We start from the raw sequence: 15,898 nt of genomic DNA on the forward strand, positions 1-15,898 counted from the left end.
TTTATACTACTTTACAAAGGAGCGTGAACAGGATTGATCGAAGTCTATACAGATGCTGCTTCTAAAGGAAATCCCGGTAAAAGTGGAATCGGGATCGTCATCAAAGCTGGAAAAGCAGACGTCGAATATTCTTTTCCAATCGGTACATATTCGAATCATGAAGCAGAATTTCACGCGGTAATCAAGGCATTAGAGCTATGTAAGGTACAGTATCCAAAAGAAATACTTTCCTTTCGTACCGATTCCAAGATTGTCGTTGATACAGTAGAAAAGAACTATACAAAAAATAATAACTTCCTTCCCTTGCTTGAAAGGATTCAAGAGTTAAGTGGGCATTTCCCGTTATTTTTCATTAAATGGATCCCAGAAAAACAAAATCAACGAGCAGACCGACTAGCAAAGGAAGGTATTCATAAATAATAATAGAAAGAACATAGGGTGAATAGAACGTGAAGAAAAGTATTGTTTTAATTGGATTCATGGGTGTTGGGAAAACAACACTCGGTAAAGAACTTGCCCGTAAGTTACAATGCGGATTCCTTGACATAGATGCGGAAATTGAAGCGAAATACGGCATGGAAGCTGTCGATATTTTTAACGTATACGGAGAAAAGGAATTCAGAAAAACGGAAAGAGAAATGATCGTCGACGCCTGTCAATTAGAAGGTAAAGTGATTTCTGTTGGTGGTGGAGCGTTCATGCAGGAAGAAATCCGCAAAGCTTGCATGGAGCATGCTATTGTCATATTTCTTGACATGTCATTTGGTTATTGGAAAGAGCGTATTAGTCTCTTGCTTCCAACGCGACCTGTATTACAAGGAAAAAGTCTAGAAGAGATTAAAAGTCTCTTTGATGAACGCCAGGCGATCTACAACGAACATCATATCCGCCTGCCAATTGATAACCTCGATGTTGACGCTGCAGTTCAAACAATTCATGATAAGTTGAAATTATTATAAGGAGGAGTTTGAAGAGAAGAAAAAGACAAGGGGATGAATTGAAATCAAGCCCTTGTCTTTATTGAGATTTTAGCGCGCCCAGGAGGATTCGAACCCCCGACAAACCTGGTACCGGAAACCAGTGCTCTATCCGGCTGAGCTATGGGCGCATCATCTATTTATGAACACAAAGATTATTATAACGTTTTTTTAGTAGACTTTCAAGCTTTTTTACATGTATACTTATTTTACTACTGTTTATAAAGATAAATAAACGGGTAAGCTAGCATTTAGTCTGTTTTTATTTCGTTGAAGTCTTTCGTTTGACCTTTTTTGACCAATGGTATATGATGAAAAAAGAAAGCCCACTAGAAATACTAACGATTGACAATGTAAATAAGGAGGATATGTAAATGAATTTAGTACCTACAGTTATTGAACAAACGAACCGTGGAGAACGTGCTTATGATATTTATTCAAGACTTTTGAAAGACCGTATCATTCTGCTTGGTAGCGCTATTGATGATAACGTGGCGAACTCAATTGTCGCTCAACTGCTATTCCTTGAGGCAGAAGATCCTGGTAAAGACATCTCTCTTTATATCAACTCTCCGGGCGGATCCATCACAGCTGGAATGGCAATCTATGATACAATGAATTTCATTAAATCAGATGTATCGACTATTTGTATCGGTATGGCCGCTTCAATGGGGGCATTCCTGCTTGCAGCAGGTGAAAAAGGCAAACGCTACGCCCTTCCTAACAGTGAGATTATGATTCACCAGCCACTTGGCGGTGCGCAAGGGCAAGCAACAGATATTGAAATCCATGCAAAACGAATCATTGAAATTAAGCAACGGATGAATGAAATCCTATCTGAGAAAACCGGTCAGCCACTAGAAGTAATTGAGCGCGACACAGAGCGTGACAACTTCATGAATGCAGAACGTTCCGTAGAATACGGTTTAATCGACCAAATCTTAGAGCGTAAGCCAGAGGATAAGTAATACTATAAAAAGAACCCTTTCACTAATCAAGTGAAAGGGTATTTTTTTATTCTTTATTTGTGACGAAGGAGATTAAATGGTTTAAAGCTACCTCTTCATCTGGCCCATCGGCAATAATTTTTATTTCCTCACCATTTGCAATGGCCAAGCTCATTAATCCCATAATACTTTTTGCATTCACCTTTTTACCGTCTTTTTCTAAAAATAAATGCGAAGAGTAACGATTCGCTTCTTGCACAAATAGTGCAGCAGGTCTGGCCTGCAGACCTGAATCTAAATCAACCTTCACCAAATTCTCTACCAACTCAACTCATCCTCCCTGAAGTTTAGAAAACGCTACCATTTTACTTTTACTCAATATTTATCTTTATTATGTAGGCAATAAAATTATTCTGCTTACATCGCTTCGTAGCATTTTATCACTTAATATCCCAATCGGGAATGTTGCAACATTCCCGATCCAAATTTTTTAATTATCAGTATTATAACATGAAATACGGAGAAAGAGAATATCCTTTTATTTCTTCACAAAAATTTCACCTTGCCGGATTTTCTCTGCAAATTCATCTATTTTCTTTAGGCGATGATTCACACCTGACTTGGATATCTTTCCACTCCCCACCAACTCACCGAGTTCTTTCAATGAAACATCTTCATGTTCCTTTCGTAAAACAGCAATTTCCTGAAGTTTCTCTGGTAATTGGTCTAGACCGACCGTCTGTTCAATTAGTTTAATATTCTCGATTTGTCGGAATGCGGCTCCGATTGTTTTATTCAAATTAGCTGTTTCACAATTAACAAGCCGATTGACGGAATTACGCATATCACGCACGATCCGTACATCTTCAAATTTAAATAGTGCATTATGCGCTCCGATAATACTTAGAAATTCTGTAATCTTCTCCGCCTCTTTAATATAGACGATATAACCATGTCTTCTTTCAAGTGTCTTGGATTTTAAATCGAATGAATTTAATAATTCGCTTAGGGAATTGTTATGCTCTTCGTGGTAGTTGTAAATTTCCAAATGATAAGAAGATGTTTCCGGGTTGTTTACCGACCCGCCTGCAAGGAACGCACCTCTTAGATAGGCCCGCTTATTTGCGTCATGGTTAAATATTTCCGGTGAAATCGCCCTGATGATATCATACGGGGGTTGCATAATTTCCAAATCCTGCAAAACCTTTCGTACTCCTTCTTTCATCCTGACAATATAAATATTATTTTTCTTCAATTTCATCTTTTTCCGAACAAGCACTTCAATCGGTACATCATAATTACTCTTTATCAATGTATAGATTCTACGGGCAATCGCAGCATTTTCAGTCTGCACATCAAGAGAGTAGCGCTGCTTTGACACGGAAACAACTCCATTCATGCGGATCAATGCTGCAAGTTCAGCCTTCTTTTCAGTTGCATTCGATTCTATTGTTGTTAATTCTTTCTTAATTTCTGAAGCAAAGGACATCGTGTTCTCCTCCTTTACCTTCGATTCCTTCCCTCTTTTGGTTACGCAAAAAGGCAGGTAAAAATGACACTTCACAAAAGAAGAGGTTCTGCTAAAAACACTCACATTCTACAATGTAAAAATCACCACACACGCTAGTTAGCTTTTCCGCTCCCTAAGCACTACTTGCCGCCTTGAAATGTCATATAGGACGTACTAGAGGTCAGCGCTAGCAAAAACAATCGCGTTTTGAGCCTGCCTTATTCCTTTTCCGCCTTTTTCCTACCTACTCTTTTATAATAAGGAATATAACAGCTTTGCAATCTTATCCGTATCATGACGAAGAGCGGGATGCTCTTTGTTAACAATATCCCCTTCGATAATTTCAAGTCCAAAAGCAAGCAATTTATCGGTATCATAAATAACGGGTTCGGCATTCTCTTCCGCATATTTTTCCTTAATCGTATCTTTAATCGGTTCATTGTGTACGACGATCGCATCAACGATTCCTTTCCCGATATGACGGTTAATCGCCTCCACATGATCAGATGCTGTATACCCCGTCGTTTCACCAGCCTGAGTCATCAAATTACAAACATAAACAATTTTAGCTTTTGTCTGCTCCAATGCTTCTTGTACACTAGGGACAATCAGATTGGGCATTATACTCGTATAAAGACTGCCTGGGCCGATGACAACTAGATCAGCCTCAACAATTGCCTGAACTGCATGACTGAATGGTTTTACAGGTTCAGGACTTATAAAAACATGGTCAATCCCTTTATTTGATAACGGAATATTAGATTCACCCGAAACAATTGATCCATCTTTCATTTTAGCATGAAGCGATAGATTTTCTGTGGAAATTGGATAGATGGTGCCTTTTACGTTCAACACACGGGAAATCTCTTTTATTCCATCATAAAAGTCGCCCGTGACAGAGGTCATCGCTGCAAGCAATAAATTGCCCAGGGAATGACCAGACAAACCATTTCCTACTTCAAACCGGTGCTGAAATAATTCAACTAACATCGGTTCTGCATCCGAAAGTGCAGCAATTACATTGCGAATATCTCCAGGTGCGGGAATGGCCATCTCATCCCGCAATCTCCCGGTACTTCCGCCATCATCTGCTACCGTAACAATTGCAATCAAATCAATTGGTAAATTCTTTAACCCCCGTAGAAGGACAGGCATTCCTGTACCTCCACCGACGACAACGACTCTTGGTTGTTTATCCTCATTCATGCCTCAACTTCCCTTTCTCTTATCGATATCGCGATGGCTGATATGGGTAATATAATTCCTTGATAATTCCTTAGCGAAGTGTTCAGCGAGAGCAACAGAACGGTGTTGTCCTCCCGTACATCCAATCGCGATGACAAGTTGGGATTTCCCTTCTTTCTTATACTGTGGAAGCATGAACTCTAATAAATCTAAGACTTTATCAATGAATTTCTGCGTGTCCGACCATTTGAATACATAAGAGGATACTTCTTGATTCAGACCGGTAAGTGGCTTAAGATGGCCTACATAATGAGGGTTCGGTAAGAAGCGGACATCAAAAACCAGATCCGCATCAATCGGGATCCCGTATTTAAAACCGAAAGAAACCATATTGATGGAGAAGATTTCCTGATGTTCTTCAGAATATATTTTCAAGATTTTATCGCGAAGCTCTCGCGGTTTCAAATCAGTCGTATCGATAATTCGTTGTGCACGTCCTCTTAATTCATCTAATATTTCTCTTTCCTGCTTAATCCCTGTAAGCGGCAAACCGCCAACAGCTAATGGATGGGAGCGCCTTGTTTCTTTATAACGGCTCACTAGTGCTGTATCTTTTGCATCTAAGAAAAGGATGTGTTCCTTTACCCAATTTTCTTCACTTAGTGAATCTAATGCTTCGAATAAGGAATCGAAAAATTCCCTGCCCCGCAAGTCCATCACGAGGGCGACTTTTGTAATGTTATTGGTAGAATCCTTCATCAACTCCAGAAATTTAGGTAGTAATGTTGGTGGTAAGTTATCTACACAATAAAATCCCAAGTCTTCAAAGCTCTGTACTGCTACTGTCTTTCCTGCTCCTGACATTCCGGTAATAATTACTAATCGCGTTCCTGTGTCTAAGCCCATTTCCGTCTCTGCCATTTCTAATCGCACTCCTTTAGAGGAACTTTTCTTCGCTTCTTGTTCTTATATCTATCATATGCTATTCACGAACGAATTTAAACTATATTAATTTATTTTTATTCAAACAGCTAGGTACACTTTTCATTACTTCTTTCGTTCAGCGTAAGTACAACTGCCTTCTGGAGGTCCGCAGTCCAGACACCTCTCGCTTTCCGCAGGCGGCTGGTAAGCCTCCTCGTACGCTTTGCGTACTGCGGGGTCTCACCTATGCCTTTCCTCCTGCAGGAGTCTCGAGGTGTCTGGACTGCTCCCGGGAAAGACCAAATTTGGAACACTATTTTTCATTTTAGTAAGACGACTCCTATCATGGTTGGGATATTTTCCATTAATAGCAATCCTCTCTACCAGTTCAGTTTCCCGGCGGACGGTGACTCCTGCGGGAAAAGCACGAGTCCAGACCTGAGCAGGAAGCGAACTTCTTCCTAGGCAGACTAAGACCGCCACGTCCTGTGGCAACGTCTGCATTAGCACGTCCTGCGCGTCGAGGCTGAGGCCGTGGAAAGCATCCGTCCGCCGGGCAACTGAACTGCGATTAGAACGCCGAAATTAGGGAGCAAGCAAAGACACTTACGCTGAATGAAAGGGATGGTGGTCCATTTAAAATTCGACAGGTTGCAACAAATTTTGGTGGGGATTCATTTTTTTCGTAAAGTAAAAAAATGCACAGGTGTAGCAACCTGTGCACAAAAACTAATTTATCTATTAAAAGGGGGTCAATTAGTTATAAATAGTGTACCCAATTATTGTTGCATACGGGTTACAGGAGCGTTAAGAAGTAATGACTTTTCATTAACTTTCTTTACGATTGGGTCGTATCAATTACTTCAGGTAAATTTTCCACATAGCTGATTGCCTCTTCAGCAGCGATACTGCCGTCTCCAGTTGCTGTCACAATTTGTCGTAATTTTTTGTCGCGAATATCCCCAGCTGCAAATACGCCTGGTATTTTCGTCGCCATATTTTCGTCCGTTGGAATGTAGCCTTCCTCATCTGTAATTCCGAGGGACTGGAATGGCTCACTTAAAGGTTCTGTTCCAATGTAGATAAATACACCATCTGTTGGGAAGTCAGATTTCTCACCTGTATTCCTATTTTCTAACGTAACACTCGCTACTTTACCATTTTCTCCGTTTATTTCAGTAACGCCAGTATCCCAGATGAATTCAATTTTTTCATTATTGAATGCTCGTTCTTGGAGAATCTTTTGAGCTCGTAGTTCATCACGACGGTGGATAATTGTCACTTTACTCGCAAATCGAGTGAGGTACATTCCCTCCTCAACTGCCGAGTCGCCCCCACCGACAACGACAAGATGTCTTTCCTTAAAGAATGCCCCGTCACATACCGCACAGTAGGAAACTCCGCGTCCGGCTAATTCCTCTTCGCCAGGAATGCCTAACTTCTTATGCTCTGCACCTGTTGTAATGATTAATGATTTGGTATTATATTCTTTATTGCCTGCAATAACGGTTTTATAGTCTCCGTGGTCAACAACGTCTTTAATATCACCGTATGCATATTCGGCTCCGAATTTCTTCGCATGTTCAAACATTTTATTTGATAGGTCTGGGCCAAGGATGTGGTCATATCCAGGGTAGTTCTCCACATCTTCCGTGTTCGCTACTTGACCTCCTGGAATCCCGCGCTCGATCATCAATGTTTTTAAATTTGCTCGTGATGCGTAGACAGCTGCAGTCATACCAGCAGGACCTGCTCCAGCTATGATCACATCATATAAAATTTCTTCAGACATGTTTATCGCCTCTTTTATAATTGTTCTTATGTTGAGTTTATAATAATCTACGGTTTTCCGTCTATTTATCTGCTCACGACTCCTGCCAGGGTGCTACGTGATCTTGAAGAGCCCGATGCTTCAAGCAGCCATCCTCCCATAAGTCGATGGCAAGCTCTTTTTTTCCGATATGGTAACAAGTGATGCTGAACCATTTATAAAAAGATAAATGTCCACGTGCCATACCCCGATTAATTCTTGTAAATCGTCGATAAGCTACGTCATAGTTCCCTGTTTTTGCCATCGTCACCGCATGCTTAATCTGCTGATCCGCATGGAGCGGATAGACATGGATCAATTCATTTATGATTTTCTCATATGCTTCATGCTGCTCTGCTTCATAGTAGAACAGCGCAAGATTAATCATACTATGCAAGGAATGGCCCACTTCTTTAAAAATCTTCATTTCCAGATCAATTGCCTTCTGCTCTTCTCCGGTATAGAACAAGGCTTGCGCATAATCATGTCTCACAACAAGATGATCCGGAAATAAGAGGAGCATCTCATGAATGAGCGGGATTGCTTTCTGCCATTCCTCATTCTCCATCATATAGAAGACTGTCTCCTGATACTTTAGCAAGTCATCTTCCTCTTCCAATAACCAATCATCAAATTCTTCATCTTCCAGTTCGAATTCGATGAGCTCCATCAGCATCTCCGCTTCTTCACCGAACTCCCCCTCCGGTTCCTTCTCTAAATATGTTTTCGCATATTTCATGGAATCATTGAGAAGCCCAAGATGTGCATAGTTATTCGCAAGTAAATAATAACAATCTACATAATCATTGTTCTGTAATACATGATTTAATAATTGATTTGCCCTGTGATACTTCCCTGTTTCTGTATATACAACGGAAAGCTGGCATTTATATAAAGGATTCGTTGGATCTGAATCGATCGCTTTCGTTAACCACCTTACAGATTGGTCAAATCTCTGCTTCTGGAATGCTTTAACTCCTTTTGAGAAGTAAAATTCCGCGTCCGGAATAAACGGAAGAAGCTTATTTGCTTTTTTACGCTGTTTATTCATTAGCCTGCTCCTAAAATTGACATATGTTTTTAGTATAACACATTTCCTTTTATAGGCGAACTTGGAACAGTACCTAAAGGTTGGCAATTGCAACATCCCTATGTTGCCCTACTTTAAGCAAAATTCGTTTTCTCGGAAACAACCAAACAACGGTCGCTGCCATATAGGCTATCACATGTGATGCATTTAATCGATTTAAAATACACCAATCCAGTTCGGCAGATGGGAATGTCACTTGGAGTATAGTTTGTTTTGTTTCATTTATAAGTTCATTTATAAGTTCAACTAATGCCCGGAATTTATTCTTTTTCCAAACAAATCCCAACAAAATCTTATACTTATCTTTTAAAAATAGAGCTTCAGCCTCTAGGGTGAGAAATTTCAGTTTAAATAGGAACATAATCTTTTCCCGAAATTACAATTCTCCAGAAGGATATAAAGGAAATGATCTATGAAAGTTTCCCCTTTACTTTTAGCTTAATGTGCGTACGATTTACATTACTAGAAAAAAAGCTACGTCTGACTGTTTTAATGACTTTTTTGTGAAACTCATCACATTTTATTGTTGTTTCTGTCAGAGGTAATTCCCCCCCTGCACCAAAAAAGCGGCACATATACATGTCCCGCTTTCGCCTAAAGCTAGACTGAACTTTTCAGTCATTCCATTATTTCACGATACGAATATATTTATTCTAGTTGTGTTTTTTCCTGTTTTTTCCGTTCATCCATTTCTTCTTTCGTATATATGATTCGCATCGGGTTTCCACCAACAAATGCGCCTGCTGGAACATTTTTATGGACAAGTGTTCCAGCAGACACCGTAGCACCATCGCCAATCGTAATTCCTGGCAGGATGGTTGAATTCGCTCCGATCAGCACTTCATCTCCTATTGCCACTTCCCCAAGGCGGTATTCATTAATCAAATATTCATGAGCAAGAATCGTCGTGTTATACCCGATAATACTATTCCTGCCTACTTTGATTTTTTCCGGAAACATAATATCGGGCATGACCATCAAAGCAAATGCGGTCTCCTCCCCAACTTCCATTCGTAAAAAAGTTCGATATAACCAGTTTTTCATCGCGAGAAACGGTGTATAACGGGCAAGTTGGATAATAATAAAGTTTTTAACAACTTTAAGAAACGGGACCGTTTTATAAATCTGCCACAGGGAATTGGAATCTTTTACAGGATACGCTTTCGTCTTACGCATCGGTTACACACCTACTATTTGAAGGAGATCTGACATATCTTCAAGCACATATGTCGGCTCATATGTAAGTAATCGGTCCCTTCCCTTTTGCGACCAGCTAACAGCCGCGGTCCTTACACCGGCATTGTGACCTGATTCAATATCATGGGAATTATCTCCAACCATAATCGTAGACTTACTCTCTCCCCCCAGCTCCTCCATCGCTTTAAGAACCGGTTCCGGATGTGGTTTTGCATGTGTCACTTTATCTAACGTAACAATAGAATCAAAAAATCCGGTCAACCCTGTTTTCTTCAAGCCCATCTCTACACCTTGTCTAATCTTTGTCGTGACGATTCCCATTTTAATATTATTCTTCTTCAATTCCTGAAGTGTTTCCAACACATTCGGAAATGCTGTTACATATTGGTCATGATACAGGTAATTATGGGCCCTGTACGTTGCTACCATCTCATCTGACCGGACTGGATCGATTTTCTTAAATGTCTCCACGAGTGGTGGACCATTAAATTCAATAATTTCCTCATCCGTAAAGTCTAATTTAAAATGTTCAAAAGTATGTTTAAAAGATGCAACAATCAACTGATTCGTATCAATGAGCGTTCCATCCAAATCAAAGAGTATTGTCCGCGTGTTCATGCCTCAATTCCTTTCTAAGTTTCATATTTCCTTCTAAAGCTTAACGTTTTTTCTTCTTTTTCTTCCGGCTTTTCTTCGACTCCGGCATATCCAGATACCTTACCGGTTCCGTTCTACGGCGATAGATGATCAAGATAATTCCTACCACGATTAATGTCACCGAGACAACCTGTGCAGTCCGTAAGCCTTCGATAATATATAAGCTGTCCGTTCGCAAGCTTTCAATAAAGAAGCGTCCAACAGAATAAAATATGAGATAGTTTAAGAATATTACACCGCGCGTCGGGTTATATTTCCGAAGCAGAAGCAAGAATATAAATACAAGAATATTCCAGATGGATTCATAAAGGAACGTCGGGTGATACATGACGCCTCCAATCGTCATCTGATTCATAATAAAATCTGGTAAGTATTGGAGAAAATTATTATAGGCTGCTTCTGAAACAGGTCCTCCATGGGCTTCCTGATTCATGAAATTTCCCCAGCGGCCAATTGCTTGTCCAAGAATCAAGCTCGGTGCGATAATATCGGCAAGTTTCCAAAATGACAACTTTTTCACTCTCGTATATACGATTGCTGTCAGAACCCCGCCAAGGACTGCGCCATGAATCGCAATTCCACCTTCCCAAATCGCAAACACCTTCCAAAACGGACCGCCAGCATACCGTTCCCATTCAAAGGTAACGTAAAAAATCCGTGCAGTTATAATCGCGATTGGAATGGCATATACGACAAAATCAATAATCGTATCTTTATTCCAACCGAGCCTCTCCGCTTCTCTCGTTGCTAAATAAATTCCAAGTAATGCTCCAAAGGCAATAATGACGCCGTACCAATAAATGGTAAAAGGTCCCAGTTCAAGCATAACCCGGTCTAATGGCTCTACCGTATAAATCAAAAGAACACCCCTCTATTCCAACATGTTACTTTCATTTTGAATGATATCTGTTAACCGCTCGGAAAATTGTTCGGCGGTGTTTATTCCCATGAGTTTGAGCCGGAAGTTCATCGCCGCCACTTCAATAATAACAGCTAAGTTTCTCCCAGGTCGTACAGGTATCGTTGCTTTCGGCAATTTGACGTCCATAATTTGCAATGTATCTTCATCAAGTCCAAGACGGTCATACTGCTTTGTGTCATCCCAGTTTTCAAGATGAATGGCGACAGAGATACGTTTTTTCGTCCGTACTGCTCCCGCACCAAATAAAGTCATGACATCAATAATCCCTAATCCACGAATTTCCAGCATATGTTCAAGGATTTCAGGTGAGCTGCCAACAAGGCTGTCATAATCTTCTTGGTAAATTTCCACACTGTCGTCCGCAACAAGGCGATGACCACGTTTCACAAGCTCCAGTGCTGTTTCACTCTTTCCAACACCGCTTTGCCCAGTAATCAACACGCCTACACCATAAATATCAACGAGTACACCATGCATTGAAGTAGTCGGCGCGAATTTCCCTTCTAAGTAGTTCGTTAACCGACTTAATACCCGGGTTGTCTTCCGGGGAGAACGCAGAATCGGGACACCAGCTTCATTCGCAACTTCAATCAATACTTCTGGGATATCCATGCCACGTGAAACAATGATTCCTGGTGTAATATCTTCGCAAAGTTTGATTGCCCGGTCGCGTTTTTCTTCATCGGATAGTTCTAGAAAATAAGCCATCTCAGTACGTCCGATTAATTGCAGTCTCTCTTTTGGATAAAAATTAAAATACCCTGTCATTTCTATTCCCGGTCGTGATATATCACTCGTAATGATCTCTCGGTTGATCCCTTGGGCTCCAGCTACTAGTGTTAATGTAAAGTTATCAAGCAGATCTTTTGTACAAACCCTCACCATTATCTTCCCTCCATATAAAGATGGAAAATCTGAACAAGTCGTGAAACTGTATCAACCATCGCTCTAGGAATATACAGTGCTTCCCGTGGACAGCTAAGTGAGCCTTAACGCATAAGACATGCTAATGCTGGCGTTTCCACAGTACGTATGTAATAGTCCGCCACAAGCTATCTCCTTGAGAGGGCTCAAATAGGCCGTCCGACAAACAGAATGTCCTAGTTCCAGCGTTGGTTACAGAACGTAAGCATACTTTAGTCGCCCCCATAGGAGTTCCATATAATAATTGCGAAGTAGGCAAGTAATTTGTTCAGATTTTATCCATGCTTAAATATAATGTTCCGATTCAATACCTTGAATGTTAACTTATAGAAGTTTCACTTTATTGTAGCATAAGCCCGCGAAAAATCGTAGGCGGGTGGCCTACGATTTTGTTTGACGTTTATTCTTTCACTAAACCACCGAGCACAAGGGTGATGAGCGAGATAATGATAGAAGCGATAAAGGCAGTGCCAAAGCCATCGATGACAAATGAAGATCCCATCAATGCCTGGGTCGCCATTAGTGTGATGGCATTAATAACGAGCAGGAACAATCCCATTGTCAAGATTGTGATTGGTAAGGTCAGGATGATCAAAATCGGCTTCAAGAGCACATTCAATATTGCTAGAATGATACTTGCTAATATCGCTGTACCTATTCCTTCAATATAGAAAGAAGCAAAGATTTCATTCACTATTAATAGAGCGACTGTATTGAGTCCTAGAGATATCAGAAAGCGCATCATTAGTAAATCTCCATATCTTTAGGGATAATCAGTGCTGCAACTAAATAAATTAATGCAACCGTAGTAAAACTCGGGATGAGCAATATAACGAAGATGACCCGCAATACAGTGGCATCAACGTTTAAGTAATCAGATAAACCTCCAAATACTCCTGCCACATAGCGGTTATCAGATGAACGATAAAGTTTTTTCATAATATTCCCTCCTAAGCATAACAATACTTACCTGTTATACGGATAAGCACGAAGAAAAGTTTCGTAGGAATTGCATTTAATCATTATACTTCCATACATAAAATTGCTCGGTCGAGAAATTGTTTGCTACTTCTTTTTTAAATTCTTCCTCACTAAAACCTGGTTGCATAAATTGTGATAAAACTCCTGCAGCTTGGGTCTTATGAGCATAAATCGCCTTCAGCTTTGTATCGATTTCCGCACGAACATCATTCTTCACGTCAGGACTTCCCAGCACATCCTCAAAATTCCTACTAATTGCTTGTGCCCATACGACTGGACGCTCGCTCTTATCCATCATACGAACCGCTTCAATCGCAGCTGCTCCAAGTGCATTATGATCCGGGTGAACTGCATAATCCGGATAATGCGTGATAACTAGAGACGGTTTTATTTGATCGAGATATTCTTTAAGATGAGTCGCAACCGTCGTCAGGTCTTCAAACTCAAGAGTCTTATCCCTAAACCCGAGCATCTCTACTTCCATATCCAAGACCTTCGCAGCTTCCAGTAATTCTTCCTTTCTAATTTGCGGTAATGTTTCCCTGTTTGCGATTGGAGGATTTCCCATATTCCTCCCCATTTCACCTAATGTTCCGCATAAGTATGTCACAGGAACACCTTGTTTTCGGTATTGGCTTATTGTACCCGCTGCACCAAATGATTCATCATCTGGATGCGGATAAATGACAACAACATGTTTATGTTTTCCCATTTCTATCACCTATTTTCTTATCATTCCGTTTAAAAACAATCTTACTCCTTAATTTGGAAATGGCTGTTCACTAATTTGCAGTGCCACCATTAACCTGCCTTCCCTATCATGGCCAGCGAGCAATAATTGCCCTTCTTCCGTTACGGTCCAATCCGTTAAGCCTTCAGCATAAACCCAACCGATTTCCAATTTGAGACCTACTCGGTATACACTGTTATTTTCAACGATTTTAGCATTTGTAAATTTCACTTGAGCATTTCGGATGAAAGCTCCAACGTTATATGCTTTTTCATTTATATGACTCGCGTAAGCACCGTTAGTTGTTTCAAGATGGAGATAAACAGATTTGTTTATGTAATCATCCAAACATGCTTGAACTTTTGATACATTAATAGGTTCCATTCCATTTTCCTCCTACATAACTCTAGTTTAAATGTACATAATCTAAAGGTTGACGTCAAAAATTACGGCCTAGCATATTCGATAATTAAAAACACTCGCTGTATGTTCAACCATTACCAAGACTAAAATTAAATAAAAGTACTTGAGTTTCGCACCTTGAAAATTAATAATAGGCGCTGATTCGCTGATTTAAAAGCGATTAAAACATAAAAAAACGCATAAACACTTACTTAAGTTACCATACCAAATCTAAATAAAAGGACGTGTTATTATGCGAGGAAAAGCCAAGGAGATTGAACAGGTATTCCAAACTCATGGATTTTCAATTAACTCTATCATAAGAAATATAATGGGAACTTTCAATATTCTTTTCACTCTGTCACAAAGCTGGATTTTCTAGACAACAAGGTTATTCTGTGAAAGATTTTATTATGCTGATGTTGATATTTCCACTAATGTTGATCAATAGTGTCAACACCTTTTATAAAATCAAATTTAAAAAGTAATAACCATTCAGAAAGATGCAATTTATCGTTTAAAAAAACAATGAAAAAATAGCATACTTTAAAGATCTATTTAGGGCGTCATTTTTAGGAAATCAGTTGTTTTGGAGGAGGATAAAGCAGCTTAGAAGGTTCGAATGAAATAGTGCCTAAATCCATTATCAAGGGATTTAGGCATGAAAAGTAGGTGGTGACCACTGTTTATTTGGGTTGCGAAATTCAAGAGAGTACTAACTTCCTATTATCCATAAAATCCAATCGGTAAGAATATAGAATCTAGTTTAAGCTGCTCCCCAAAGTAGGTTCCTTTTTTTCAACAGCGAACTGATTTTTCCCCCACTTCTCATTTATTTTCCAGTAAAATGAGGGATTCTTTTTTCTTTAAAAGCTTTAACTCCTTCGCTATGATCTGCTGTTGTGATGGCGGTCGCTTGTGTAATACGTTCTTGTTCGAGTATTTCTTCAAGAGTAGCGTGTAATGAACGATCAGCAATTTTTTTAATAAAGCCAAATGCAACCGAAGGACCTGTTGCCAATTTAGCTGCAAACGATTCTACCTCTTTTTCAAAATCTGCTATAGGATAAATATGGTTTACGAATCCTAATGAATGTGCCTCCTCTACTGAAATCGGCTCTGCATTAAATAAAAGCTCTTTCGCACGATGGATACCGATTAACCGTGGAAGAAAATAAAGACCTCCCCCATCTGAAATCAGTCCAACTTTAGAGAAACTTAGAATAAATTTGCTTTGTTCAGCAGCAAGGATTATGTCACTCGCTAAGGTTAAGTTAAATCCTGCCCCTGCTGCATAACCATGGACAGCAGCTATAACAGGCTTCTCCAGGGCTTTGATTGCAAGAATTACTTCATTCGTATCCCCAAGATGTTCATACGTATCAAGAGGGCTTTTGCTTCCCATTTTCTTCACATCTCCTCCAGCACTAAAGGCCCTACCAGATCCAGAGATGACAACAACACGTACCTCATCATCTTCTTTCGCTTGTTGAAGGGATGCTTTTAATCCGTTTAACATGTCTGGGCTGAATGCGTTAAGACTTTCTGGACGATTTAGCGTTAAGTACATCACTCCATCTTTCACACCTGTTACCAAATGGTTGGACATTTCTGTTTTCATGGTTCATCATCCTCCTAATAA

The 15,898-nt window shown here is 40.0% G+C and carries 19 protein-coding genes and 1 tRNA gene; 3 read left to right on the forward strand and 17 right to left on the reverse strand.

Annotated elements, in window-relative coordinates:
- Positions 1-33 precede the first annotated feature (33 nt).
- Positions 34-420, forward strand: coding sequence for a ribonuclease HI family protein (locus WKU33_RS06430; RefSeq protein WP_188858939.1), 387 nt, complete (start codon positions 34-36; stop codon positions 418-420).
- Between the two features lie 29 nt (positions 421-449).
- On the forward strand, positions 450-959 hold the full coding sequence (locus WKU33_RS06435) for a shikimate kinase (protein ID WP_229782762.1): 510 nt from the start codon (positions 450-452) through the stop codon (positions 957-959).
- 73 nt (positions 960-1,032) lie between these two features.
- Here the strand turns inward: WKU33_RS06435 and WKU33_RS06440 are convergent.
- Positions 1,033-1,108 (reverse strand) — tRNA-Arg (locus tag WKU33_RS06440).
- A gap of 243 nt (positions 1,109-1,351) precedes the next feature.
- On the opposite strand from WKU33_RS06440, the gene clpP reads away from it, so the two are divergent.
- Positions 1,352-1,945 carry an ATP-dependent Clp endopeptidase proteolytic subunit ClpP gene (gene clpP, locus WKU33_RS06445; RefSeq protein ID WP_188859532.1) on the forward strand — a complete coding sequence of 198 codons (594 nt, stop codon included), beginning with the start codon at positions 1,352-1,354 and terminating at the stop codon, positions 1,943-1,945.
- A 46-nt stretch (positions 1,946-1,991) separates the two neighbouring features.
- On the opposite strand, the gene WKU33_RS06450 is transcribed toward clpP, so the two are convergent.
- The 16 genes from WKU33_RS06450 to WKU33_RS06525 form a co-directional block, all read right to left on the reverse strand.
- A complete protein-coding gene (locus WKU33_RS06450) occupies positions 1,992-2,249 on the reverse strand; it encodes an HPr family phosphocarrier protein (protein ID WP_156855734.1) in 258 nt (85 codons plus the stop codon).
- 213 nt (positions 2,250-2,462) lie between these two features.
- A complete protein-coding gene (gene whiA, locus WKU33_RS06455; RefSeq protein WP_188859534.1) occupies positions 2,463-3,413 on the reverse strand; it encodes a DNA-binding protein WhiA in 951 nt (316 codons plus the stop codon).
- A gap of 273 nt (positions 3,414-3,686) precedes the next feature.
- On the reverse strand, positions 3,687-4,640 hold the full coding sequence (locus WKU33_RS06460) for a gluconeogenesis factor YvcK family protein (protein WP_188859536.1): 954 nt from the start codon (positions 4,638-4,640) through the stop codon (positions 3,687-3,689).
- A gap of 3 nt (positions 4,641-4,643) precedes the next feature.
- Positions 4,644-5,540 (reverse strand): RNase adapter RapZ, encoded by an 897-nt coding sequence (gene rapZ / locus WKU33_RS06465; RefSeq protein WP_229782795.1) that lies wholly within the window; start codon positions 5,538-5,540, stop codon positions 4,644-4,646.
- Positions 5,541-6,381: 841 nt separating this feature from the next.
- A complete protein-coding gene (trxB, locus tag WKU33_RS06470) occupies positions 6,382-7,353 on the reverse strand; it encodes a thioredoxin-disulfide reductase (protein ID WP_268239607.1) in 972 nt (323 codons plus the stop codon).
- A 55-nt stretch (positions 7,354-7,408) separates the two neighbouring features.
- Positions 7,409-8,404 carry a tetratricopeptide repeat protein gene (locus tag WKU33_RS06475; protein ID WP_340453773.1) on the reverse strand — a complete coding sequence of 332 codons (996 nt, stop codon included), beginning with the start codon at positions 8,402-8,404 and terminating at the stop codon, positions 7,409-7,411.
- Positions 8,405-8,477: 73 nt separating this feature from the next.
- A complete protein-coding gene (locus WKU33_RS06480; protein ID WP_340453775.1) occupies positions 8,478-8,804 on the reverse strand; it encodes a hypothetical protein in 327 nt (108 codons plus the stop codon).
- A 287-nt stretch (positions 8,805-9,091) separates the two neighbouring features.
- Entirely contained in the window at positions 9,092-9,619 is a 528-nt protein-coding gene (locus WKU33_RS06485) for an acyltransferase (RefSeq protein WP_156855728.1), read from the reverse strand.
- Between the two features lie 3 nt (positions 9,620-9,622).
- Positions 9,623-10,258 carry a pyrophosphatase PpaX gene (gene ppaX / locus WKU33_RS06490; protein WP_340453778.1) on the reverse strand — a complete coding sequence of 212 codons (636 nt, stop codon included), beginning with the start codon at positions 10,256-10,258 and terminating at the stop codon, positions 9,623-9,625.
- A 40-nt stretch (positions 10,259-10,298) separates the two neighbouring features.
- Positions 10,299-11,123: a prolipoprotein diacylglyceryl transferase gene (lgt, locus tag WKU33_RS06495; protein WP_445321685.1), complete on the reverse strand. Its 825-nt coding sequence runs from the start codon at positions 11,121-11,123 to the stop codon at positions 10,299-10,301.
- A 45-nt stretch (positions 11,124-11,168) separates the two neighbouring features.
- Entirely contained in the window at positions 11,169-12,104 is a 936-nt protein-coding gene (gene hprK / locus WKU33_RS06500; RefSeq protein ID WP_340453781.1) for an HPr(Ser) kinase/phosphatase, read from the reverse strand.
- Between the two features lie 439 nt (positions 12,105-12,543).
- Complete coding sequence (locus tag WKU33_RS06505; RefSeq protein ID WP_188859563.1) at positions 12,544-12,885, reverse strand: phage holin family protein; 342 nt, start codon at positions 12,883-12,885, stop codon at positions 12,544-12,546.
- 2 nt (positions 12,886-12,887) lie between these two features.
- Positions 12,888-13,082 (reverse strand): PspC domain-containing protein, encoded by a 195-nt coding sequence (locus WKU33_RS06510; RefSeq protein WP_156855724.1) that lies wholly within the window; start codon positions 13,080-13,082, stop codon positions 12,888-12,890.
- A gap of 76 nt (positions 13,083-13,158) precedes the next feature.
- Positions 13,159-13,836, reverse strand: coding sequence for a bacillithiol biosynthesis deacetylase BshB2 (bshB2, locus tag WKU33_RS06515; protein ID WP_340453783.1), 678 nt, complete (start codon positions 13,834-13,836; stop codon positions 13,159-13,161).
- A 48-nt stretch (positions 13,837-13,884) separates the two neighbouring features.
- Entirely contained in the window at positions 13,885-14,238 is a 354-nt protein-coding gene (locus tag WKU33_RS06520) for a YojF family protein (protein ID WP_340453785.1), read from the reverse strand.
- An 850-nt stretch (positions 14,239-15,088) separates the two neighbouring features.
- Positions 15,089-15,877 carry an enoyl-CoA hydratase/isomerase family protein gene (locus tag WKU33_RS06525; protein ID WP_340453786.1) on the reverse strand — a complete coding sequence of 263 codons (789 nt, stop codon included), beginning with the start codon at positions 15,875-15,877 and terminating at the stop codon, positions 15,089-15,091.
- Positions 15,878-15,898: the final 21 nt, after the last annotated feature.

This window comes from Oceanobacillus sp. HCA-5259 (assembly GCF_037892815.1).
Lineage (GTDB): Bacteria > Bacillota > Bacilli > Bacillales > Amphibacillaceae > Oceanobacillus > Oceanobacillus indicireducens.

Excerpts from the sequence above, each read along its gene's own strand:
- WKU33_RS06485 (WP_156855728.1), bottom strand. The coding sequence starts at position 9,619 with ATGCGTAAGACGAAAGCGTATCCTGTAAAAGATTCCAATTCCCTGTGG.
- whiA (WP_188859534.1), bottom strand. The coding sequence starts at position 3,413 with ATGTCCTTTGCTTCAGAAATTAAGAAAGAATTAACAACAATAGAATCG.
- bshB2 (WP_340453783.1), bottom strand. The coding sequence starts at position 13,836 with ATGGGAAAACATAAACATGTTGTTGTCATTTATCCGCATCCAGATGAT.
- WKU33_RS06505 (WP_188859563.1), bottom strand. The coding sequence starts at position 12,885 with ATGCGCTTTCTGATATCTCTAGGACTCAATACAGTCGCTCTATTAATA.
- WKU33_RS06525 (WP_340453786.1), bottom strand. The coding sequence starts at position 15,877 with ATGAAAACAGAAATGTCCAACCATTTGGTAACAGGTGTGAAAGATGGA.
- lgt (WP_445321685.1), bottom strand. The coding sequence starts at position 11,123 with ATGCTTGAACTGGGACCTTTTACCATTTATTGGTACGGCGTCATTATT.
- WKU33_RS06460 (WP_188859536.1), bottom strand. The coding sequence starts at position 4,640 with ATGAATGAGGATAAACAACCAAGAGTCGTTGTCGTCGGTGGAGGTACA.
- WKU33_RS06475 (WP_340453773.1), bottom strand. The coding sequence starts at position 8,404 with ATGAATAAACAGCGTAAAAAAGCAAATAAGCTTCTTCCGTTTATTCCG.
- WKU33_RS06520 (WP_340453785.1), bottom strand. The coding sequence starts at position 14,238 with ATGGAACCTATTAATGTATCAAAAGTTCAAGCATGTTTGGATGATTAC.
- ppaX (WP_340453778.1), bottom strand. The coding sequence starts at position 10,258 with ATGAACACGCGGACAATACTCTTTGATTTGGATGGAACGCTCATTGAT.
- WKU33_RS06480 (WP_340453775.1), bottom strand. The coding sequence starts at position 8,804 with ATGTTCCTATTTAAACTGAAATTTCTCACCCTAGAGGCTGAAGCTCTA.
- WKU33_RS06510 (WP_156855724.1), bottom strand. The coding sequence starts at position 13,082 with ATGAAAAAACTTTATCGTTCATCTGATAACCGCTATGTGGCAGGAGTA.
- hprK (WP_340453781.1), bottom strand. The coding sequence starts at position 12,104 with ATGGTGAGGGTTTGTACAAAAGATCTGCTTGATAACTTTACATTAACA.
- clpP (WP_188859532.1), top strand. The coding sequence starts at position 1,352 with ATGAATTTAGTACCTACAGTTATTGAACAAACGAACCGTGGAGAACGT.
- rapZ (WP_229782795.1), bottom strand. The coding sequence starts at position 5,540 with ATGGCAGAGACGGAAATGGGCTTAGACACAGGAACGCGATTAGTAATT.